General features: G+C 63.3%; 17 protein-coding genes. 8 read left to right on the top strand and 9 right to left on the bottom strand.

From position 1 onward, the window contains the following. Window positions 1–6: 6 nt before the first annotated feature. The gene (locus tag ASE60_RS18235) at window positions 7–831 is read right to left on the bottom strand and encodes an IclR family transcriptional regulator (protein WP_057251946.1); all 825 of its coding nucleotides are present in this window, start codon (window positions 829–831) and stop codon (window positions 7–9) included. A gap of 335 nt (window positions 832–1,166) precedes the next feature. On the opposite strand from ASE60_RS18235, the gene ASE60_RS18230 reads away from it, so the two are divergent. The 7 genes from ASE60_RS18230 to ASE60_RS18200 are packed head-to-tail and all read left to right on the top strand — an operon-like array spanning window position 1,167 to window position 7,825. After that, window positions 1,167–2,225, top strand: a complete 1,059-nt coding sequence (locus ASE60_RS18230; RefSeq protein ID WP_057251945.1) for an ABC transporter ATP-binding protein — start codon at window positions 1,167–1,169, stop codon at window positions 2,223–2,225. Next, entirely contained in the window at window positions 2,225–3,097 is an 873-nt protein-coding gene (locus ASE60_RS18225) for an ABC transporter permease (protein ID WP_057251944.1), read from the top strand. The genes ASE60_RS18230 and ASE60_RS18225 overlap by 1 nt, the downstream gene beginning before the upstream one ends. Before the next feature lie 4 nt (window positions 3,098–3,101). Continuing rightward, window positions 3,102–3,896, top strand: coding sequence for an ABC transporter permease (locus ASE60_RS18220; RefSeq protein WP_057251943.1), 795 nt, complete (start codon window positions 3,102–3,104; stop codon window positions 3,894–3,896). 6 nt (window positions 3,897–3,902) lie between these two features. After that, complete coding sequence (locus ASE60_RS18215) at window positions 3,903–4,217, top strand: (2Fe-2S)-binding protein (RefSeq protein WP_057251942.1); 315 nt, start codon at window positions 3,903–3,905, stop codon at window positions 4,215–4,217. Continuing rightward, window positions 4,210–5,613, top strand: coding sequence for an FAD/NAD(P)-binding oxidoreductase (locus ASE60_RS18210; protein WP_057251941.1), 1,404 nt, complete (start codon window positions 4,210–4,212; stop codon window positions 5,611–5,613). The genes ASE60_RS18215 and ASE60_RS18210 overlap by 8 nt, the downstream gene beginning before the upstream one ends. Then, a complete protein-coding gene (locus ASE60_RS18205) occupies window positions 5,610–6,752 on the top strand; it encodes an FAD-dependent oxidoreductase (RefSeq protein ID WP_057251940.1) in 1,143 nt (380 codons plus the stop codon). Before ASE60_RS18210 ends, ASE60_RS18205 begins: the two co-directional genes overlap by 4 nt. Before the next feature lie 17 nt (window positions 6,753–6,769). Continuing rightward, window positions 6,770–7,825 (top strand): ABC transporter substrate-binding protein, encoded by a 1,056-nt coding sequence (locus tag ASE60_RS18200; RefSeq protein ID WP_057251939.1) that lies wholly within the window; start codon window positions 6,770–6,772, stop codon window positions 7,823–7,825. Window positions 7,826–7,906: 81 nt separating this feature from the next. On the opposite strand, the gene ASE60_RS18195 is transcribed toward ASE60_RS18200, so the two are convergent. Next, complete coding sequence (locus tag ASE60_RS18195; protein WP_082615913.1) at window positions 7,907–9,643, bottom strand: penicillin-binding protein 2; 1,737 nt, start codon at window positions 9,641–9,643, stop codon at window positions 7,907–7,909. Between the two features lies 1 nt (window position 9,644). Continuing rightward, complete coding sequence (locus tag ASE60_RS18190) at window positions 9,645–12,098, bottom strand: penicillin-binding protein 1A (protein WP_057251938.1); 2,454 nt, start codon at window positions 12,096–12,098, stop codon at window positions 9,645–9,647. A gap of 411 nt (window positions 12,099–12,509) precedes the next feature. Between ASE60_RS18190 and ASE60_RS18185 the strand changes: the two genes are divergently transcribed. Then, complete coding sequence (locus tag ASE60_RS18185; RefSeq protein ID WP_057251937.1) at window positions 12,510–13,433, top strand: LysR family transcriptional regulator; 924 nt, start codon at window positions 12,510–12,512, stop codon at window positions 13,431–13,433. Between the two features lie 191 nt (window positions 13,434–13,624). Here the strand turns inward: ASE60_RS18185 and ASE60_RS18180 are convergent, their stop codons facing one another. From ASE60_RS18180 to ugpC, 6 genes are all read right to left on the bottom strand, one after another. After that, window positions 13,625–15,169: a SpoVR family protein gene (locus ASE60_RS18180; protein WP_057251936.1), complete on the bottom strand. Its 1,545-nt coding sequence runs from the start codon at window positions 15,167–15,169 to the stop codon at window positions 13,625–13,627. A 12-nt stretch (window positions 15,170–15,181) separates the two neighbouring features. Beyond that, window positions 15,182–16,501, bottom strand: a complete 1,320-nt coding sequence (locus ASE60_RS18175) for a YeaH/YhbH family protein (RefSeq protein ID WP_057251935.1) — start codon at window positions 16,499–16,501, stop codon at window positions 15,182–15,184. 25 nt (window positions 16,502–16,526) lie between these two features. Next, on the bottom strand, window positions 16,527–18,476 hold the full coding sequence (locus tag ASE60_RS18170; protein WP_034798403.1) for a PrkA family serine protein kinase: 1,950 nt from the start codon (window positions 18,474–18,476) through the stop codon (window positions 16,527–16,529). 269 nt (window positions 18,477–18,745) lie between these two features. After that, window positions 18,746–19,657, bottom strand: a complete 912-nt coding sequence (locus ASE60_RS18165; protein ID WP_057251934.1) for a CocE/NonD family hydrolase — start codon at window positions 19,655–19,657, stop codon at window positions 18,746–18,748. 9 nt (window positions 19,658–19,666) lie between these two features. Beyond that, window positions 19,667–20,425, bottom strand: coding sequence for a 2-dehydro-3-deoxy-D-gluconate 5-dehydrogenase KduD (kduD, locus tag ASE60_RS18160; protein WP_057251933.1), 759 nt, complete (start codon window positions 20,423–20,425; stop codon window positions 19,667–19,669). Continuing rightward, window positions 20,409–21,494, bottom strand: a complete 1,086-nt coding sequence (ugpC, locus tag ASE60_RS18155; protein WP_057251932.1) for a sn-glycerol-3-phosphate ABC transporter ATP-binding protein UgpC — start codon at window positions 21,492–21,494, stop codon at window positions 20,409–20,411. The genes kduD and ugpC overlap by 17 nt, the downstream gene beginning before the upstream one ends. Window positions 21,495–21,499 lie beyond the last annotated feature (5 nt).

The following is a 21,499-nucleotide window of genomic DNA, read 5'->3' as shown; positions in this document are numbered from 1 at the left end:
CGTCTCTCAGCTCTTCTGCGCGGCACGCAAGGCGGAGGCCGGATAGCGCAGTGTCGGGTCGAAGGGGTTGAGCTTGCTGCTGATGGCGTGCGCCTCGGCCTTCAAGAGATCGGTGATGGTGCCGCTTCGCGTTTCCGTCAGGCGCGATGCCAGCGTGCCGATGCTTAAGGAAGCAACTGCGATGCCGTTGCGGTCGAGCACCGGCACGCCGAGACCGGCCATGCCCTCGATCATCTCGAAGTTCATCTGCGCGGCACCGATCCGCCTGACCTCCTCGATCTTGATGCGCAGGTCCACCTCGTCGATCGCGGCCCGGTCCATGATGCGCGGCATGTTGAACTTGATGATCGCTTCCCGCTCCTCCTCCGGCAGGTGGGCGAGAATGGCGATGCTGCCTTGGCCGATGCCGAGCGGCACCTTGCCGCCGATGTCGCCGGTAAAGGAGCGGATCGGGAAAGGGCCTTCGACCCGGTCGAGGCAGATCGCGTCGAAATTGCTGCGCACCAGCAGGAAGACGGTGTCGTTGAAGGTGGCCGAGAGCCTGAGAAGCGATGGGCGGGCGATGTCGAGAATGCCTTCGCGCCTTCGCGCCTGCGACGCGATCGAGAAGAACTCCAACGACAGACGATAGGATTTTCCTTCCGGCATCTGCTCGACGAGCCCTTCGGCGATCAGGCTCTTCAGCAGCCGGTGCGCCGACGGCTGGGTGAGATTCAGCCTGCGCGCGAGATCGATCACCCGCACACCCTCCGTCGCGTTCTCCGCGAGATCTTTCAGGATGTGGATCGCCTTGGAAAGGCTGGAGCTTCCTGCATTCTCTGATTCCGACATACGCGCAAATCTTTCAAAATTCACATGATGGGATTCCGTATATCGGATTTTTCTAACAAAATATTCCGAAATAGAAAATTGCATTTGTGTTTTTCGTCAATTTCCTGGAGTTAATTCACAAGCCTTTCCTAAGGGATGGATGCGCCACAACGTGGATAGCCGGGAGGCTATCCCGATCGCGAAATCGCGCCTTTGTCGTCGCGGTTGCGTCCGGCGGAAATCGCATCGCCTGAGATGAGGTTTGATGGTTGACGACGTGTCGTCGCCGCCGGGATCGCCGACAAGAAAAACGGGGCAGGCGATCCCTGGGGGCAGCGACCCACGGGAGAGTGAGCATGAGTTTCCTGAACCTCGAGAAGGTCTCCAAGTTCTATGGATCGGTTGCGGCCGTTCACGATTTCGATCTGGCGGTCGAAAAGGGCGAGTTCATCTCGCTGCTCGGCCCGTCCGGTTGCGGCAAGACGACGACCCTGCAGATGATCACCGGGCTCGTGCGGCCCTCCGCCGGCACCATCACCATGGGCGGGCGCGACATCACCCACCTGCCGCCGCCGCAGCGCGAACTCGGCGTCGTTTTCCAGAGCTACGCGCTTTTCCCGCACATGACCGTCGCCCAGAACGTCTCCTTCGGCTTGGAGATGCGCAAGGTCGCAAAGGCGGACCGCGACAAACGCATCAAGGAAATCCTTGCGCTCGTTCACCTCTCGGCCCTTGCCGATCGCTACCCGCGTGAGATGTCCGGCGGTCAGCGCCAGCGTGTCGCGATCGCCCGTGCGCTCGTCATCAATCCGCCGGTGCTCTTGCTCGACGAGCCGCTTTCGAACCTCGACGCGCAGCTTCGCGAAGAGATGCAGTTCGAACTGCGCCGCATCCAGCAGACCGTCGGCATCACCACGATCATGGTGACCCATGACCAGGCGGAAGCGTTGTCGATCAGCGACCGCGTCGTGGTCATGGAAAAGGGGCGCATCACCCAGGTCGACACGCCCTATGAACTCTACGAGCATCCGCGCAACGACTTCATCTCGTCCTTCGTCGGCAAGTCCAATTTTCTCCGCGCGACCGCGGCCTTCAACGGCAAGGGCGCGTCGATCAGCATCGACAACACGCCGATCCGCTTCAACACCGATCGCCGTGAACCGGACGGCAAGGTCTCGGTCTTCATCCGTCCGGAAAAGCTGCGGCTGACGGAACCGACTGAAGGCCAGATCCAGGGCAAGGTGACGATGCGCTATTTCATGGGCAGCCAATGGCTGGTCAGCGCCGAGACCCCCGCAGGCGTTCTTGCCGTTGCGGTTCCCAATCTCGGCGCGCCGCCGCCGATGGAAGGTGAAACCGTTGGGCTCGCCTGGCAGAACGCCGATTGTCGTGTGCTGGCCGGAGCGGCGAACTGATGAGCGCCGCGACTTCCGCCATCAAGCCGCGCCTGCTCGCGCCGCTGGCGCTCTCAGGGCCGACGACCTTGTTCTTCATTGGGCTCGTCCTCTTGCCGCTGCTGCTGACCGTCATTCTCTCGTTCAACAGCTACGACTATACCGCCGGCATAAAGAGCGACTTCACCTTCGCCAATTACCTGACGGTGCTGCAGGACGAGTATTATCTTTCGACCTTCTGGCGCACGCTGCGGCTGGCGCTGTTGACAACCGTCATCACCGTGCTGATCGGCGTGCCGGAGGCCTATGTTCTCTCGAACATGCGCAAGCCCTGGCGGTCGATATTCCTCCTGGTGATCATCGGTCCGCTGCTCGTTTCCGTGGTGGTGCGCACCTTCGGCTGGAGCATGCTGCTCGGCAAGAACGGCTTCGTGAACAGCGCACTCGCCATCGTCGGCCTCGACCCGGTCCAGCTTCTCTACACCGAGACGGCGATCGTCATCGGCCTCGTGCACATCATGCTGCCGTTCATGGTGATCCCGGTCTGGACGGTTCTGCAGAAACTCGACCCGACGGTCGAGGCGGCAGCGCTCACCCTCGGCGCCTCGCGCTTCACCGCCCTTCGCCGCATCGTCTTCCCGCAGGCGGCACTCGGCATCCTCTCGGGCAGCCTGATCGTCTTTGCGCTGTCGGCAAGTTCCTTTGCCATCCCGGGCCTGCTTGGCGGCCGGCGGCTGAAAATGGCGGCGACGCTCGTCTACGACGAGTTCCTGATCGAGCTCAACTGGCCGCTCGGCGCGACCATCGCGATCATCGTCCTCGTCGCCAATCTCGTGATCATGCTTGCCTATAACCGCCTCATCGAGCGGCAGGCGAAGCGCAAGCTGGGTTGAAGCCATGCAGAGAAACGGACCCATTGCTCTTGTTTTCCACAGCCTCGTCGTCGTCTTCATGCTGGCGCCGATGGTGGTCGTCTGCCTGGTCGCCTTTACGCCGGAGAACACGCTGACGATGCCCTGGAACGGGCTTTCGCTGCGCTGGTTCGAGGCGGTCTTCCATCACGCCGATTTCATGTCGTCCTTCGGCAACAGCGTCCGGCTGGCGCTGCTTTCGGCGACCATCTCCACCGTGTTTGCAGTGCCGGCGGCGCTGGCAATCACCCGCTACGAGTTCCGCGGCCGCGAGGCGCTGAACGCGCTGTTCCTGTCGCCGCTGATCATCCCGCACCTGGTTCTCGGCGTTGCCTTCCTGCGTCTCTTCTCGCTGATGGGCATGGGCGGATCCTTCGGCTGGCTGGTCGCTACCCATGCGATCGTCGTCACCCCCTATACGTTGCGGCTGATCCTCGCGTCGCTGACCAGCATGGACCGCAATGCCGAGAATGCGGCGCGCACGCTGGGTGCCGCCGAATGGACGGTGTTTCGCCGGATCACCATGCCGCTCATGCTGCCGGGCATCAGCGGCGGCTGGCTGCTGGCCTTCATCAACAGCTTCGATGAACTGACCATGTCGATCTTCGTGACATCGCCGTCGACGGTCACCTTGCCGGTGCGCATGTACATGTATGCCAGCGAATCCATCGACCCGATGATGGCGGCGGTTTCGACGCTGATGATCGCGCTTGCCACCGTCACCATGATCATTCTCGATCGCCTGTTCGGTCTCGACCGGCTGCTGGTGGGCAAGGGCTGAGATCCGATGTCGATGCATGCACAATTCCGGCGGCGCTACCGCCTGGACGAGACACCTGTGCCCTTCACGCTGAATGGCGTGCTCGAAACCGGTCGCCGCGGCGACACGGTGCTGACGGCGATCCTCTCCGTCAGTGGCCGTCTGCGTCAGAGCGAATTCACCGGCGAGGACCGGGCCGGTTTCTGCCTGATCGGCGCCTGCCAGGATTGCTACGTGATGTTGGCGAATGGCAGCCGCGTCAGGGCCTGCAGCACGGCGCTGCTGCCGGGCATGGCCTTCATCACCGATCTCGACGCCATGGCGGGGGCCGCTCATGAGTGAGCCGTTGCAGCCGGTTATCGTCGGTGCAGGCCCCGCTGGCATTCGTGCTGCCGAGCGCCTCGTCCGCGCCGGCCTCAGGCCGATCGTGCTCGACGAAGGCCAGCGCGCCGGCGGGCAGATCTATCGCCGCCCGCTGATCGAGGACGGACGATCCTACCGGAGCCGCTATGGTTCGGAAGCCGGCAAAGCACAAAGGCTGCATGAGACCTTCGAGGCGCTGCTGCCCGAAATTGACTACCAGCCCGAAACGCTCGTCTGGAATATCTCCGCCCCCAAGCGCGGCAATCAGCTCGATATTCTTTCATCAGGCGTTCATAGGCAGATCGGCTTTTCGCAACTGATCCTTTGCACCGGCGCGACCGATCGCGTGCTGCCGTTCCCAGGGTGGACGACGCCAGGTGTCTATACGCTTGGCGCCTCGCAGACAGTGCTGAAGGCGCAAGGGTGCACGATCGGCGACCGCGTCGTCTTCATGGGGTCCGGGCCGCTGCTCTATCTCGTTGCCTGGCAATACATGAAGGCCGGCGCGCGCGTCGAAGCCGTTCTCGATACCGCACCCGTCACATCGAAGCGGCACCTGCTGTCGCTTGCCGTGCACGCGCCACGCATCGTCGCGCTCGGTCTCTTCTACGGGCTGCAGCTCCAGCTCGCCGGCGTGAGGATCCGTTGTGGCGTGCGGCCCGAGGCGGTTCTCGGCAAGGGCCAAGTCGAGGGTCTGCGTTTCCGCCGGCGGACGCTCAAGGGCGATGTCGTCGAGACGATTGCCTGCGACGCGCTCGCCTACGGCTTCGCGCTCCGGCCGGAAACCCAGCTTGCCGATCTTGCCGGCTGCCGCTTCCGCTTCAACGAGCGCGACCGCGTCTGGCTGCCGGAGCGCGACACCATGGGGCGCACGAGCCGGCCGGACGTCTATGTCGCCGGCGACGGCAGCGGCATTGCCGGTGCGGATGCAGCGGAAATCTCTGGCGAGCTCGCGGCTGCCGCCCTGCTTCAGGACATGGGTCAAAGGTCGGCGGATACGACCCGCCTGATGGAGGCACGTGACGCGATCCTTCGCCAGCGCGACATCCTCGAACGCGCCTTTCCCTTCCCGGACGACTGGATCGAGACCGTACCGGATGAGACGATGCTCTGCCGTTGCGAGGAGATCACCATCGCCGAAGGGCGCCGCGCCATCGCGAATGGGTCCGTCACCGAGATCAATCGACTGAAGGCGTTGAGCCGCGTTGGCATGGGCCGTTGCCAGGGGCGGATGTGCTCTGCTGCTGCGGCCGAGCTCCTGAGCGCCGCATGCGGCACCTCTGCCGGCGCGGTCGGCCGTCTGCGCGCCCAGGCGCCGGTCAAGCCGATCCCGCTCGGTTTCGGCGCTAGTGCCGGAACGGAGACCCGCTCATGAGCCGGCGCGTCTCCGTCGACGTCGCGATCATCGGCGGCGGGCTGGTCGGCAGCTCCGCAGCGCTTGCCATGCGCAAGGCCGGGCTCTCCGTTACGCTGCTCGACAAAGGCCATTGCGGCGCCCAGGCGAGCGGGGTGAACTTTGGCGGCGTACGCCGGCAGGGCCGCCCTCCGGAGCAATTGCCGCTTTCGCAGCGGTCGCACCGCATCTGGCCGCAGCTGAAGGCGATCATCGGCATCGATGCCGAATATGTCCGCTCCGGGCACCTCAAGCTTGCCCGCACGGAGAAGGATTTCGCCAAGCTCGAGGCCTATGCCGAGACAACAAGGGATTACGGTCTCGGGCTTGAGCTCGTCGCCGGAGCAGCGCTGACTGAGCGGTATCCCTGGCTCTCGGCGAAGGCGGTCGGCGCGTCCCTCTGCCCTGAGGACGGCCATGCCAATCCGCGTCTGGTCGCGCCTGCGTTTGCGCGGGCAGCCGAGCGGGCAGGTGTCACCGTATTGGAGCAGACGCCCGTGCGCGAGGTTACTGCGACGGGCAACGGCTTTGTCATCCTTGCCGGTGACGGCATCGAGATCCGCTGCCGGCAACTGGTCAACAGCGCGGGCGCCTGGTCCGATCGCTTTGCCGCCCAATTCGGCGAGGTGGTGCCGCTGACGCGGATCTATCCGTCGATGGTGGTCACTGAACCGTTGCCGTTGTGTCTGCCTGTCAGCATGGGCGAGCAGGGCGGCAGCTTCTATGGCCGGCAGGTGGCCCGTGGCAATTACGTCATGGGCGGCGGCCGCGGCCTGCCACTGGGCGATCCGGACTATTCGCGCCCGTCGGTGACTGCTGCTTCCTCGGTCATGCAGCGCGCCATCGCGCTCTTTCCGCATCTGGCGCACGCCCAGGTCATCCGTTTCTGGTCCGGAACCGAGGCCGAGATGCCCGACGGCAACCCGGTGATCGGCCCGAGCGAAACGACATCAGGCCTCTTCCACGCCTTCGGCTTCTGCGGCGCTGGGTTCCAGACCGCGCCCGCCGTCGGCGAGGTGCTCGCAGAGCTCGTCACCGAGGGCCGCAGCACCACGCCCATCGACGCCTTTTCCATTGGCCGCTTCCGCAAGGTGGCGGTCGAAACTGCAGCCTTGTTGTAAACAGAAAGGGGAATACCATGATCGACCAACGGCTTACCAAAACCACGGCCCTCGCATTGCTGGCCTTTGTCCTGCAGCAGAACGCTGCGTCGGCGGAAACCAAGACGCTCTATATAGGCATGAACGGCGGCAACTTCGAGCGTGCCTATACCGAACACGTGCTGCCGCCCTTCGAGAAGGCGAACGACGTCAAGGTCGTCGTCGTGCCCGGCACCTCCGCCGATATTCTGGCAAAGGCGACGGCCGCCAAAGACAATCCGCAGATGCATGTCATGCTGCTCGACGACGGCGTTATGGTGCGCGCGATCGGCGGCGGCCTCTGCCAGAAAATCACCGCCGATCCGGTGCTCGACCAGATCCAGCCGGCCGCGCGCCTCAAGGACGACATGGCGATCGGCGTCGACATGGGCATGACCGGGCTTGCCTACAATAAGAAGCTCTTCGATGAGAAGGGTTGGCCGGCGCCGACGTCGTGGATGGACATGGCCGATCCGAAGTTCGAAAACGCCGTCGTGTTCCAGTCCGCCTCCGCCTCCAGCTTCGGCCTGCACGCCTTCCTGATGTTCAACCGCATCCAGGGCGGCAATGAGACCAACGTCGAGCCCGGCTTCGAGAAGTTCTCCGATACGATCGGCAAGAACGTCATCGAGTTCATTCCGAGCTCGGCCAAGATCTCGGAGATGGTGCAGACCGGCGAGGCGGCGATCTTCCCGTTGACGCCGACGGCCGTCAACAACCTGAAGGACAAGGGCATTCCGGTCGAATATGCCCAGCCCAAGGAAGGCTCGGTCGTGCTTGCCGTCACCGAATGCGTGATCGCCAACAACAGCGAGCCGGAACTCAGCCAGAAGCTCGCCCACTATCTGCTTTCGGCCGAGGCGCAGAGCCTGGCGCTCGACAACGGCAACATCATCCCATCGAACATCAATGCCAAGGCGGGTACGGATGCGGCGAACGCGAAGCTTTCGACCTTCAAGACCAACATGGAGACCGCCAAGGTCCTCGACTGGGATGCAATTAACCAGAACCGGCAGGAATGGAACAAGCGCTGGAACCGCATGATCGAAAGGTAAGTATTAGCTAACCTTTGTTCGCGCATGCACACGCCCTCGTGGAAGTCACGGGGGCGTTGCTGCGTTCAGGCAAGCCGCGCGTCAGAGCGCGCCGTCGATGGGACGGCTGTTACGTTCGCCCTTGCTCGCCGAAGACGGAAAGAGCTGTGAGCCAAAGGTCCCCTGGCTACTGATGTCTGGAAAGCTGACATCGGCGATCTCGAAATCGGGCATCAGCGCAAGCATCGGCAGGATGCGCTCGAAGACCGCACCGCCGAGCGGTGTTGCGTTCCAGCCCGAGGTGCGGAAACCATAGGTTTCCGGCAGGCCCTTCGGCTCATCGAGCAAGGTGAGCAGGAGATAACGCGGGTTATCCACCGGGACGATGCCCATGAAGGACGTGATGTTGAGTTCCTTGGAGTAACGGCCGCCGACGACCTTCTCGGCCGTGCCGGTCTTGCCGCCGATGAAATAGCCTTTGACCTCGGCCCGTTTCGCCGAGCCGGTCTTGGCATTGAGCCGCAGCAGATAACGCAGCGCCTCGCCGGTCTCCGGCTTGATCAGGTCGCGGGCCAGCAGGCGATTTTCGAGCGGTGCGCCCTTGATCAGCGTCGGCCTTATGAGACGGCCGCCATTGACGAGCGCCGCAACTGCGATACTCGCCTGCAGCGGCGTGACGGCGATACCGTGACCGTAGGAGGCGGTTGCCGTATCGATCTCGCCCCAACGCCGCGGCAATTGCGGATGGGCGCTTTCCGGCAGTTCGGTCGTCAGCCGCGACATCTGCCCGAACCGCGTCAGGAACGTCCGCAGATTTTCCGGACCAACGGCAATCGCCATCTTCGCCATCGAAATATTGGAAGAGTAGATGAAGGCTTCGGGCAGCGTCAGCGGCCGATACTGGCCGCGATAGTCGTTGATGCGGAAACGGCCGAAGGCGAGCGGCCTGCTCGCGTCGATGACGGAGCGAAGGGTGAACTGGCCCGAGTCGAGCGCCATCGCCGTCGTCAGCGCCTTGAAGGTCGAGCCCATCTCGAAGGTGGCGGCGGCGATGCGGTTGATGCGATCGGGCTTCAGCGCATCGACAGGCAGATTCGGGTCGAAATCGGGATAGGAAACGAGCGCCAGGATCTCGCCATTGGTGACATCAAGCACCAGCCCGGCGCCCGCCTTGGCGCTGAACTTGGCGATCGCCTTGCGCAGCTCGGTCTCGAGCGCGTGCTGGATGCGGATGTCGAGCGTGACACTCACCGGCTCGAGATTGCGGTGGGAGAGATCCATGCCGCTTTGGCGCAGGACCTCCAGACCCTGTCCCTCGATCCATCTCTCGATACCGGCAATGCCGATATTGTCGATGTCGACGGTGCCGAGCACATGGGCGGCGAGCGATCCGTTGGGATAAAAGCGCTGCTTCTCGCGCTGGAAGCCGATAGCGGGAATGCCGGCGTTCCAGACGGCCTGTTCCTCCGCCGGCGTTACCTGACGCTTGATCCAGGCAAAGGCTGCGCCGCTCTTCAGCCGTCGGTAGAGATCGCGCCCGTCGATGTCAGGGAAGATCGCGGTCAGCTTCTCGACGGCCTCGTCGACATCGACGATCAGCCGTGGTTCGGCATAAAGCCCGGAACTCGGCACATCGATCGCCAGCAGATTGCCGTTCCGGTCGAGGATCGACGGGCGGCCAAGGCTCGGCGGCGGCGGTATGTAGCCGGTCCGCTCATAGTCCGCGACGCCAAGCTGGACGAGGCGCGCGAGCATGAGGCCGAAGACCAGCGCGAAGGCGCCGATGACAAAGAGGAGCCGGCCACGACGATCCGGGCGGGACTGAACCTGACGTACCATATCAATAGAGCCCGTTGCCGTTGGTGAGCAGCTTTTCACGCAGTTCCGGGGAGAGGTCTGGGTCGGCGGTGGCCGACGTGCTCGCCGTTTCGAAACCGTCGATGACGGCGCACCCGCTCATGCAGGGGGCCGTCCCTGGCTTGAAGGATTCGACAATGGCCCCGGGCGTGCCCTCGGGCACAGGCTGGCCGCTCTTCCTGTCGATCGCCTCCAGCATCATGCCTGGTGGCGCGTGGAAATCGGCCGCCGGACGCCCTTGAAGGGCTATCTTCATGAAATCGATGAAGATGGGTGCGGCGAGACCGCCGCCGGTTTCACCATAGCCCATCGGCTTCGGCGTGTCGTAGCCAAGGAAAACGCCGGTGACGATGTTCGGGGTGAAGCCGACGAACCAGACGTCCTTTTCGTCATTGGTGGTTCCGGTCTTGCCGGCGATCGGCACGCCGAGCGAGCCGACATTCCTGGCGGTGCCGCGCTCCACGACACCGCGCAGCATCGAGGTCACCTGATAGGCGGTCATCGGGTCGAGCACATAGTCGCGATCGTCGACCGGCACAGGCTCTTCCTGGCCGGTCCAGTCGGCGCCGTTGCAATCGTCGCAGCGGCGCTGGTCGTGGCGAAAGATCGTGCGGCCGTAGCGATCCTGGATGCGGTCGACCATCGAGGGCGTGACCGCCTTGCCGCCATTGGCGATGACCGCATAAGCGGAGACCAGCCGCAACAGCGTCGTCTCGCCGGCGCCGAGCGACATCGGCAGATAGGGTTTGAGCTCGTCATAGATGCCGAAGCGCTTGCCGTAATCTGCCACGAGATCCATGCCGAGATGCCGGGCGAGACGCACGGTCATCAGGTTGCGACTGTTTTCCAGCCCGACGCGCAAGGTGGAAGGACCGCTGAAGCGCCCGTCGTAGTTCTTCGGCTTCCATGTCCTGCCGGCACCGTCGGCAAGGGCGATCGGCGCATCCATCACCAGCGTCGTCGGCGCATAGCCGTTGTCGAGAGCGGCGGCATAGACGAAGGGCTTGAAGGATGAGCCGGGCTGGCGATAGGCCTGCGTCGCGCGGTTGAATTCCGACTGTACGTAGGAAAAGCCGCCGGCGACTGCGAGCACGCGACCGGTGTTCGGATCCATGGAAACGAGAGCGCCCTGAACGAGCGGCGGCTGCCGCAGGACATAGCCGTCCTCCTGCTTCTCCACATAGACGACATCGCCGGGCGTCAGAACGCCATCGATGCCTGCGGCACAGTTGTGCTTTCCCTTGGCCGAGCGGCAGAGCGCCCAGGTGGCGCCTTTCCGGTCAAGGCCTATGGTCTCTGCCGGGGTGATCCCGTTTGACGCCGTGGACTCCGGGCGGAGACCGATTTCCGCGTCGGCCTTCCCGGCGGCGAGCACCACGCCCAGCCGCCATTCCGGCACGTCGGAAAGCGGCCGGAGCTTGGCGAGCGCCGAAGGCCAGTCCTTGATCGAGGATATTCTGGCGATCGGGCCGCGGTAGCCTTTCGCCTGGTCATAGGCGACGAGGCCCTTGCGTAACGCTTTCATCGCAGCTTCCTGCAGCCGCGGATCGAGCGTGGTGCGCACCGAAAAGCCGGCGGTGTAGAGTGCAGCCTCGCCATACTGGGTGTTGAGCTGGCGGCGGACTTCTTCGGTGAAGTAGTCGGCAGCGGCGACGGCGGGCGATGGCGTGCGCCGATCGACGCCGAGAGGAGCTGCCGCCGCCTGGGCAGCCGCCGCTGCGTCGACAAAGCCGTTCTGGCGCATCTGGTCGATGACCCAGTTGCGGCGGCCCATTGCGCGCTCCGCCTGGCGATCGGGATTGTAATTGTTGGGCGCCTTCGGGAGGGCGGCGAGGAAGGCGGCCTCAGAAACCGAGAGCTCGCTCACCGGCTTGTCGAAATAGGTGAGCGCCGCCTGTGCCACGCCATAGGCGCCGCGCCCGAGATAGATGTCGTTGAGATAGAGTTCGAGAATACGGTCCTTGGAATAGGTCTGGTCGATCCGCAGCGAAAGGATCGCTTCGCGCAGCTTCCGCTCCACCGTCCGGTCGGAAGACAGGAGAAAATTCTTGGCGATCTGCTGCGTGATCGTCGAGCCGCCGATCATGCGACGGCCGGAACCGTAATTGGCGAGATTGGACAGAAGTGCCGTGCCGATGCTCGCAACGTCGATCCCGGGATGGGCGTAGAAATTCTTGTCCTCGGCCGAAAGGAATGCCTGGCGGATGCGGGCGGGGATCGCGCCGATCGGCAGGAACAGCCGGCGTTCGCGCGCGAGTTCTCCGACCATCGTGCCGTCGCCGGCATAGAGGCGGGTGGTGACTGCCGGTTCCCAGTTCGCGAGCGTGCGGTGATCGGGCAGGTGTCGCGTCAACGCTGCGACGACCGTGGCCGCCGCGAGTGCGACGACGGTTACGAGATTGAGGGATGTACCAAGCAGGTTTGCGATGAACTTCATAAGGGCGGAACGGACCTTTGGGATAATAGATAGCCTGGCCGGCACGGATGTCCGTGCGGCTCGCGGCCTGTCTTGGAACGGCATTTGGCTTCGCCGGCATGCGTGATGTCGGCTGCGGAGACGATGCGAGCGGGCGCTATGGCGACTGCATGTCTCCTTAAATCGACATCGATTTGAGGACGAAGACATGCAGTTCTACAGCGACCTTTGCGCGTCTGCTAAGACGCGCGGCGCTGTAGGCGAAACGGCGCATGGGATCGATCCCCGTAAGCAGCGCAATCGGCCGCACCTTCCTGAGCTGATGCTGCCGAGCTACAGCCGCGTCAGCCGATGGAGTTCACCGTAAAGGGATTGTGCCGGAGCAACAAACCACGTTTATTTGCGAGACCCATTAGATGAGTTAGGGCATACATGGTCAGGCCATATCTTCCGCTCAATGCGCTGCGCGCCTTCGAGGCATCGGCGCGGCATTTGAGCTTCACCCGCGCGGCGATCGAACTCTGTGTAACGCAGGCTGCGGTGAGCCACCAGGTCAAACTGCTCGAAAGCCGGCTGAACGTCACCCTGTTCAAGCGATTGCCGCGCGGACTGATGATCACGGCTGAGGGCGAGGCGTTGTTGCCGGTCTTGCGGGATTCTTTCGATCGGATGGCGGATATGCTTGAGCGCTTCGAGGCCGGCCACATTCGCGAAGTGCTGATGATCGGCGCCGTCGGCACCTTTGCCGTCGGCTGGCTGTTGCCGCGGCTTGCCGACTTCCAGGCCAAATACCCGTTCATCGATGTCCGCCTTTCGACCAACAACAACCGGGTCGACATGGCCGCGGAAGGCCTGGATTTCGCCATCCGCTTCGGCGGCGGCTCCTGGCATAATATCGAGGCGACGCGGCTCTTCGAGGCGCCGCTTTCCGTGCTCTGCATTCCCGAGATCGCCGATCGGCTGAAGACGCCCGCCGATCTCCTGAACGAAACGCTGCTCAGGTCCTACCGGGCCGACGAATGGGTGAACTGGTTCGAAGCGGCCGGCATTGCCTATCCGGCGCCGCTGCTGAAGGGCATCGTCTTCGATAGTTCGCTGGCGATGATGGAGGCTGCAGCCCAGGGGATTGGCGTGGCACTCGCGCCCCCACTGATGTTCTCGCGGTTGCTGTCGAACGGCACGATCCGACAGCCTTTCGACGTCCACACCTCGATGGGTAGCTACTGGCTGACGCGGCTGAAATCACGTCCGGTCACGCCGGCGATGCAGGCGTTCAGCGAATGGCTGGCTGCTGCGGCGGCTCAGCAGGCAGCGGCCTTGCCACCGCCTCCGGCACAGGAAGCGCTCGCCGGCTGAAACGGAAGATCCTTTCCTTGAGGAGTAGACTCGGGGTTCCGCCTCGCGGCGCAGCGCGCACGTGCTTGATGCAGCCATAAGGCCAAATAATTCTAATGTCTGCCCTGAATTCTTGTGATGCCCGTTTGTGCCCAACCAAGGCGCCGCCCTTGCCGGCATTAACGGGAAGAGGCAGCCCGCTCGCGTCTTGCTCAGCCATCCTTTGCCGTCGAATATTCATACACTGTGCGGCCGGTTTGCGGGTCGACGCCGGCGAGGCTGACTTCGTAGCCCCAGAGGTGGCGCACATGACGCAATGTCGCGTTACGGCTGCCCTCTTCGAGCACGATGCCGCTCTTGATGTTGTGCTGCAATCGAAGGTGCCGGTCCCCCAGCAGATCGACGTCCATCACCTGAATATCAGGCTGGTTGGCGGCGACGTCGTAGCTGTTGGAAAGCGCCGAGCGAACGGCCGAATAGCCGCGTTCGTTGTGGATCGACGCGACCTCGACAAAACGCTCGGAAGCGCGGTCCGCGAGGTGGAACAGCCGGAATTTGCGCATCACGGCCGGGCTCAGATACTGCAGAATGAAGGATTCGTCGCGGTGGTTGGCCCAGGCATCGCGCAGCGTCTCCATCCAGTCACCGTTGCCGGCAAAGGACGGAAACCAGTCGCGGTCCTCGGCCGTCGGCTCGGTGGCGATCCGCTGGATGTCCTGCATCATTGCAAAGCCGAGCGCATAGGGGTTGATGCCGGGATAGCGCCGGTCGTCGAAATCCGGCTGGAAGACGACGTTGGAGTGGCTCTGCAAGAGTTCCAGCATGTGGCCCTCGCCAATCCGGCCCTGGTCGTAGAGCCGGTTGATGATGGTGTAGTGGACGAAGGTCGCGCAGCCCTCGTTCATCACCTTCGTCTGCCGCTGCGGGTAGAAATATTGCGCGATGACCCGAACGATCCGGAGCAATTCCCGCTGCCACGGCTCCAGGATCAGGCTGTGTTTCTCGAGAAAATAGAGCAGGTTCTCTTCCGGCAGGTTGAGCACCTTCTTGCGCTCGGAAGCGTCTCGCTCGGCTTCGGCCGGGTCGTGGCTCTCGGCCGTCTGCGGCAGCGTTCGCCAGAGATCGCTATAGGTCTGTTCCTCATATTCCAGCCGTTCCCGCGCCCGTTCCCGAACCTTTTCGGAGGAGAGCCGCGGCGGCCGGCGATAGCGGAAGACGCCCTGGTCCATCAGCGCATGGGCCGAATCGAGGATCGCCTCGACGGCGGCGGTGCCGTGCCGCTCCTCGCATTTGGTCACGTACTTCTTGGCGAAATCCATGTAGCTCAGGATCGCGCCGGCATCGGTCCACTGGCGGAAGAGGTAGTTGTTCTTGAAAAAATGATTGTGGCCGAACGCGGCATGCGCCGTGACCAGCGCCTGCATCGCCATCGTGTTTTCTTCCATGAGATAGGTAATGCAGGGATTGGAATTGATCACCAGCTCATAGGCGAGGCCGCGGTGCCCCTTGCGATAGTGGTGCTCCTCATAGGCGAAGCGCTTGCCGAAGGACCAATGCTGGTACATGAGCGGCATGCCGACCGAGGAATAGGCGTCGAGCATCTGCTCGGAGGTGATGATCTCCAGCTGGTTCGGGTAGACGCTGAGGCCCATTTCCTCAAGCGCGACTTGCTCGATCGCGTCATAGGCACGCGAAAGGGTCGTGAAGTTCCAGTCCGAGCCCTGGAACAGGAGGCCTGAAGTCGCACGTCGAGCCATCCGGTCGTCCCCTCATTTCCGGGTGCGTGTGGCCGGCTGCCGGGCAAAGAGCCTGCGGAAGACCGGGTAGATATCGGCGGGCTTGGCGATGCGCGTCATCTGGAAATTCGACTTCTCGCCATCCACCGTGCGATAGGCGCGCCAGAGCGCGGTGCCGTTGTCCGTCGATCCGAAGATTTCCGTCTCTCGCTCGTCGATGATCTCGACATAGGCGTAGTACTGGCAGAGCTTCGTCAGCTTCTCCCGGAGCAGCGCTGCGCAATGCTCGCTGTCGCCGATGATGTTGTCGCCGTCGGAGGCCTGCGCGGCATAGATGTTCCAGATCTGCGAGGGGTAGCGGTCCTCGATGATCCTGATCATCTCCTCGAGCGCGGTCGAGACGATCGTGCCGCCGCTCTGGGTGCTGTAGAAGAACGTCTCCTCGTCGACCTCGCGGGCCTCGTCCGTGTGGCGGATGAAGACGATGTCGATCCGTTCGTAGCGCCGCTTCAGGAACAGGTGCAGAAGCACGAAGAAGCGCTTGGCGAGATCCTTTTCGCGTTCGCCCATGGAGGCCGAGACATCCATCAGGCAGAACATCACCGCATTGGCGTTCGGCAGCGGCTGCTGTTCGAAGCGGTTGAAGCGGATGTCGACCGGGTCGACATAGGGAATGCGCCGCCGCTTGCGCTCGATCCTCTCCAGTTCGCTGCGAAGCTCGCTGAGCCTCTGGCGGTCCTTCGGTGAAATCTCCGGCGCCGCCTCCAGCCGCGCGATCTCCTCGGAAAGGACGGTCAGTTCCTTTTCCTTGGGCCGATGCAGCGCCATGCGCCGGCCGAAGCTGTTGCGCATCGTCCGCCCGACATTGATGTTGGTCGGCGTGCCGGCGGTGGCAAAGCCTGCGCGACGCGGTTTGAACGTCACAGTTTCCTTGAGGCTGAGCTTGACCATGTCGGGCAATTCCAGATCCTCAAAGAAGAGATCCAGCACCTCTTCGCGCGACAGGATGAACTGGAAGTCGTCTTCGCTTTCTCCGGTCCCGGGGCGGCCCTTGCCGCCTCCACCCCCACCCGCTTCCGGCTTCGGCAGGCGGTCGCCGGCCGAAAACTGCTTGTTGCCGGGAAGCACATAGTTACGTTCGCCGCTCCCGCGGGCCGGCTGGAATGTCGGCTCACTGGCACCGTCGGTCGGCATCGGTACGCCGTGCGCAGCATCGACGTCGATGATCCTGTCGGATTTGACTTGTTCCTTGATGACCCGCTTGAGTTCCTCGCGGGCCCGTTTCAGAAAACGCTGTCGGTTGCCGAGGCTCTTATCCTTCGGATTGAGCCGCCGGTCGATGAAATTCGGCATATACCAATCCCCTGCTTCGGCATCGTCAGCCCGCCTTGTTGACCCGCATGTACCAATCGACCAGCCGCCGGACCTGACGCTCGGTATAGCCGCGTTCGGTCATGCGCTGGACGAATTCGGCATGCTGCTTCTCGGAGGCGCTGTCCTTCTTCGAGCCGAAGCTGATGACCGGCAGCAGGTCTTCGACCTGGCCGAACATGCGCTTCTCGATCACGTCGCGAAGCTTCTCGTAGCTCGTCCAGGAGGGGTTGCGCCCATGGTTCTTGGCGCGGGCGCGCAGGGTGAACTTTACAACCTCGTTGCGGAAGTCCTTGGGGTTGGCAATGCCGGCCGGCTTTTCGATCTGCGACAGCTCGCTGTCGAGGATCTCCCGGTTGAGGATCTGCCCAGTGTCGGGATCCTTGAAGTCCTGGTCTTCCAGCCAGGCGTCGGCATAGGCGATGTAACGGTCGAAGAGGTTCTGACCGTATTCGCTGTAGGATTCGAGATAGGCCTTCTGGATTTCGTGGCCGATGAATTCGGCGTAGCGCGAGGCAAGCTCGGACTTGATGAAATCGAGATAGCTCGCCTCGGTCTCCTTCGGGAACTGTTCGCGGCGGATCGCCTGTTCCAGGATATACATGAGGTGCACGGGATCGGCCGCGACCTCCTTGGTGTCGTAGTTGAAGGTCTCGGACAACACCTTGAAGGCAAAGCGGGTGCTGATGCCGGTCATACCCTCGTCGACGCCGGCGGCGTCGCGATATTCCTGAACGGACTTCGCCTTGGGATCGGTGTCCTTCAGGTTCTCGCCATCATAGACCCGCATCTTGGTATAGAGCGGTGAGTTCTCGTGGCGGGCAAGCCGGGTCGAGACGGTAAAGCGGCTGAGGCTTTCCAGCACTTCCGGCGCGCAGGGGCTCTTGGTGAGCTCGCTTTCGCGCAGCAGCTTCTCGTAGATCTGCCGCTCCTCGGTGACACGCAGGCAGTAGGGCACCTTGACGACCAGGATGCGGTCGAGGAAGGCCTCGTTGTTCTTGTTGTTCTTGAATTGCAGCCATTCCGATTCGTTGGAATGCGCAACGACGATGCCCTGGTAGGGGAACCCTCCGAAGCTTTCAGTGCCGTTGTAGTTGCCTTCCTGGGTCGCCGTCAGCAAGGGATGCAGGACCTTGATCGGTGCCTTGAACATTTCGACGAACTCGAGCAGCCCCTGCGTCGTGCGGTTGAGGCCGCCGCTGTAGGAATAGGCGTCGGGGTCGGCCTGGCTGTAGTTTTCAAGCTGGCGGATGTCCACCTTGCCGACCAGCGAGGAAACGTCCTGGTTGTTCTCGTCGCCGGGTTCTGTCTTCGCGATCGCCACTTGGCGCAGCCGCGATGGCATCAGCTTGACCACACTGAACTTGGAGATATCGCCGTCGACTTCGTCGAGCCGCTTCGTCGCCCAGGGCGAAATCAGACCGGTCAGACGGCGCCTGCCGATCCCGTATTTGTCTTCCAGCAAGTCGGCCATGCGGTCGGGGTGAAAGAGGCCGAGGGGGGATTCGAAGACGGGGCTGACCTTGCCGCCGACTGCCAGCGTGTAGATCGGCTGCAGCTCCATCAGTTTCTTCAGCCGCTCGGCGAGTGACGACTTGCCGCCGCCGACCGGTCCGAGCAGGTAGAGGATCTGTTTGCGCTCCTCGAGCCCCTGGGCAGCGTAGCGGAAGTAACCGACGATCCGCTCGATCGTGTCTTCCATGCCGTAGAAATCGGCGAAGGATGGATAGATCTTGACGGTACGGTTTGAAAAGATGCGGCCGAGACGCTCGTCCGCGCTGGTATCGATCAGGGTTGGATTACCGATGGCAGTGACCATCCGCTCTTGCGCGGTGGCATACATGCTTTTGTCGTCGCGACATGCGAGGAGGTATTCTTGAAGGCTGATTTCTTCTTGCGCTGCACTGGTATAGATCTCCGAGAAGAGATCAAAAACGTCGCATTCGCTCTTTTGCATCATGCTCTCCCGCGGCCGCTGGCTGAGACGGGGATCGCTGCTTATCGGCTCGCTCATTCGAATAAACGGCGTCCCATGCGCAATGTTCCCTCAGAGTACTCGCTTTCTGGTGATTCTCGAAGGGGTTGTTTCGATGAATGAAAAATCGTGACTGCGACATCACAAAATCCTGATCGGACCGGTGGTGGTGGGGCAAGAAGGTCGGCACGATCGACCTTCGCGAAGCCTGAAAGCCGTGCTTGCCGCCCGCGCACGAAGAGTTGGTTTCCTCAACCGCTGACTGGCGTGCCGAGGTGGTGGGAGAGGAAGGCCAGAACCGCCTCCCGCATGGTCAGCGTTTCGACGTGGCCGATGCCGGGCTCTGCAACCAAGAATAAGTTGCGCTCGGCGCCAGCCGCCCGATAGGCGGCGCGCGTTGCGGCATGGGCCCGCTCCACCGCTTGTGGCGGCGTCAGCGGATCGTCGAGCCCCACACAGATCAATTGTGGCCGCGGGGCAACGAGCCCGGCGATTTCGCCAGTCGAGGTCTCCGCGAGCAGACCGGGGATCGTGAGATAATGGCCGTGCAGATCGTGAGCGCCGGTTGCGACGAGCGTGGCGAAATCCGCATAGCAGCAGAGGTGGGCGATTGCCGCGATCCGGGGGTCGAGCGCAGCCAGGAAGTAGGAAAGGGTGGCGCCCATCGAGATCCCGGTCATGCCGATGCGCGCGGGGTCGACGTCGTTACGCATTGAAAGCCAAGTGAGCGCTGCCTGCTGCTCGGAAAGCATCTGGCCGAAAAGGGTTCCGCCATACCAGAGGGCAGCCTTTGTCGCGGCGCTCTCTCTTACGATCGAGCGCTCTCCGAACGTCGGCATGTCGATGCACAGGGTAACGAAGCCGTGCTCCGCGAGAACGGGCCCGGGCGGGCTGAGCAGTGCCGGCCGGCCATCAAGCAGTTCGTTCGCACCGATCTCGTAGCGTCCGCCATGGGCATGGGCGTAGAGGATCGCTGGTCGAGGCCCGTCGTTGACGGGTGGTCGTGTCAGAAAGCCGCGGATTTCAGCGCCGTTGCGAGGTGTGCGAAAGCTCAGCCTCTCGACGATGTAAGAACCACGATCCTCCATCACGCAGACATCCAGGAACAGTTCCGTATCAGCGAGACCGAGAAGCGTGCGCAGGCGCTCGGCGGAGAAGGACATTGGTGGCGCCTAGCGAACGAGCCAGCCGCCATCGACCGGCAGCACCGTTCCGGTGACATAGCCGGAGGCGGGTGCTGCGAAGAAGAGCACGGCGGTCGCGAGATCGTCGGGCGTGCCCCAGCGCCCCATCGGAATGCGGGCGGAGATCTGGGCGTTGCGATCGGGGTCGTTGCGCAGCGCCTCGGTGTTGTCGGTCGCCATGTAGCCCGGGGCGATCGCATTGACGGTAATCCCGCACGGCGCAAGCTCGTTGGCCATCGCCTTGGTGAGGCCGGCGATGCCGTGCTTCGAGGCGGCATAGGCCGGCACGCGAATGCCGCCCTGGAAGGTCAGCATCGAGGCGACATTGACGATCCGGCCGGCGCGTCCGGTCGAAACCATGTGTCTCGCTGCGGCCTGCGACAGCAGAAAGGCCGCCTTCAGGTTGACGTCGAGCACGCTGTCCCAGTCGTCCTCGGAATAGTCGAGCAGGTCGGCGCGGCGAATGATGCCGGCATTGTTGACGAGGATGTCGATGCCGCCGAGGGCAGCCACGACGTCGCCGATCGCCGACGCCGCGTCGAAAGGCCTGGAGAGATCGACGGTCAGTTCGTGAAAGCGAACACCCGCCTCTCGTACCAGCACTGCCGTCTCCGGCATGGGCGTCGAACCGAGGGCGGCGATATCGGCGCCGGCCCGCGCCAACGCCAGAGCCATGCCCTGGCCGAGGCCGGTACGGGCGCCGGTGACGAGGGCGGTCTTGCCTGTGAGGTCAAACAGCGCGTTCAAGGCGAAGCCCCTTGTCGTTGAAGAGATGTATGGGGGCAGCCGCGAGCGACAGCCTGATTTCCGATCCCGGTGCCAGGTCATGCTGACCGGGGGCGACGACCAGGATCTTCTGGCCGGCGACATCGGCATGCAGCACGGTTTCGGAACCGAGCGCCTCGACGAGGCGGATCTTGGCGGGAATGCCGCTTTCACCGGTATCAAGCGTGATGTGCTGCGGCCGGACGCCGAGCGTGATGGGCGAGCCGGCTGCAGCTGCTGCGTCGGCGATCGGAACCTGCAGCCGGTGGCCGCCCTTCAGCGTTGCGACCGCCGAACCCGTGCCGGCCGCTTCCAGCGTGCCTTCGAGGAAATTCATGTGCGGCGAGCCGATGAAACCGGCGACGAAGCGGTTGGCCGGCTTGTTATAGAGTTCGAGCGGCGTGCCGATCTGCTCGATGCGGCCGGCGCGCAGGACGACGATGCGGTCGGCGAGCGTCATCGCCTCTACCTGGTCGTGTGTCACATAGATCATCGTTGCCGACAGCCGGGCGTGAAGGGCCGCAAGCTCGGCGCGGGTGGAGCCGCGCAGTTCAGCGTCGAGGTTCGACAGCGGCTCGTCGAGCAGGAAGGCAACGGGGCGGCGCACGATCGCGCGGCCGATCGCGACGCGCTGGCGCTGGCCACCCGAAAGCTGCCCGGGCCGGCGCTCGAGATAGGGCTCGATCTCCAGCATGCGCGCGGCTTCCCCAATACGCTCGGCGATCTCCGTCTTCGGCATGCGGGTGTTTTCGAGGCCGAAGGCGAGGTTCTGGCGCACGCTCATATGCGGATAGAGCGCGTAGGACTGGAAGACCATGGCGAGGCCGCGGTCGGCGGCCGGCACGTCGTTGACCACCTTGCCGTCGATCGCGAGTTCTCCGCCGGTCGGCTTTTCCAGCCCGGCGATCATGCGCAGCAGCGTGGACTTGCCGCAGCCGGAGGGGCCGACGAAGACGACGAGCTCGCCGTCCTTGATATCCAGGTTGATGCCATGAAGCACGTCGACGGCGCCGAACGACTTGGTCACATTGGTAAGCTTGATGTGGCCCATGGGTG

The sequence above is a fragment of the Ensifer sp. Root278 genome, assembly GCF_001429285.1.
Classification (GTDB): Bacteria; Pseudomonadota; Alphaproteobacteria; order Rhizobiales; family Rhizobiaceae; genus Ensifer.
Note: the sequence above shows the minus strand (reverse complement) of the source record. Positions and strands in the feature narration are given on the sequence as shown.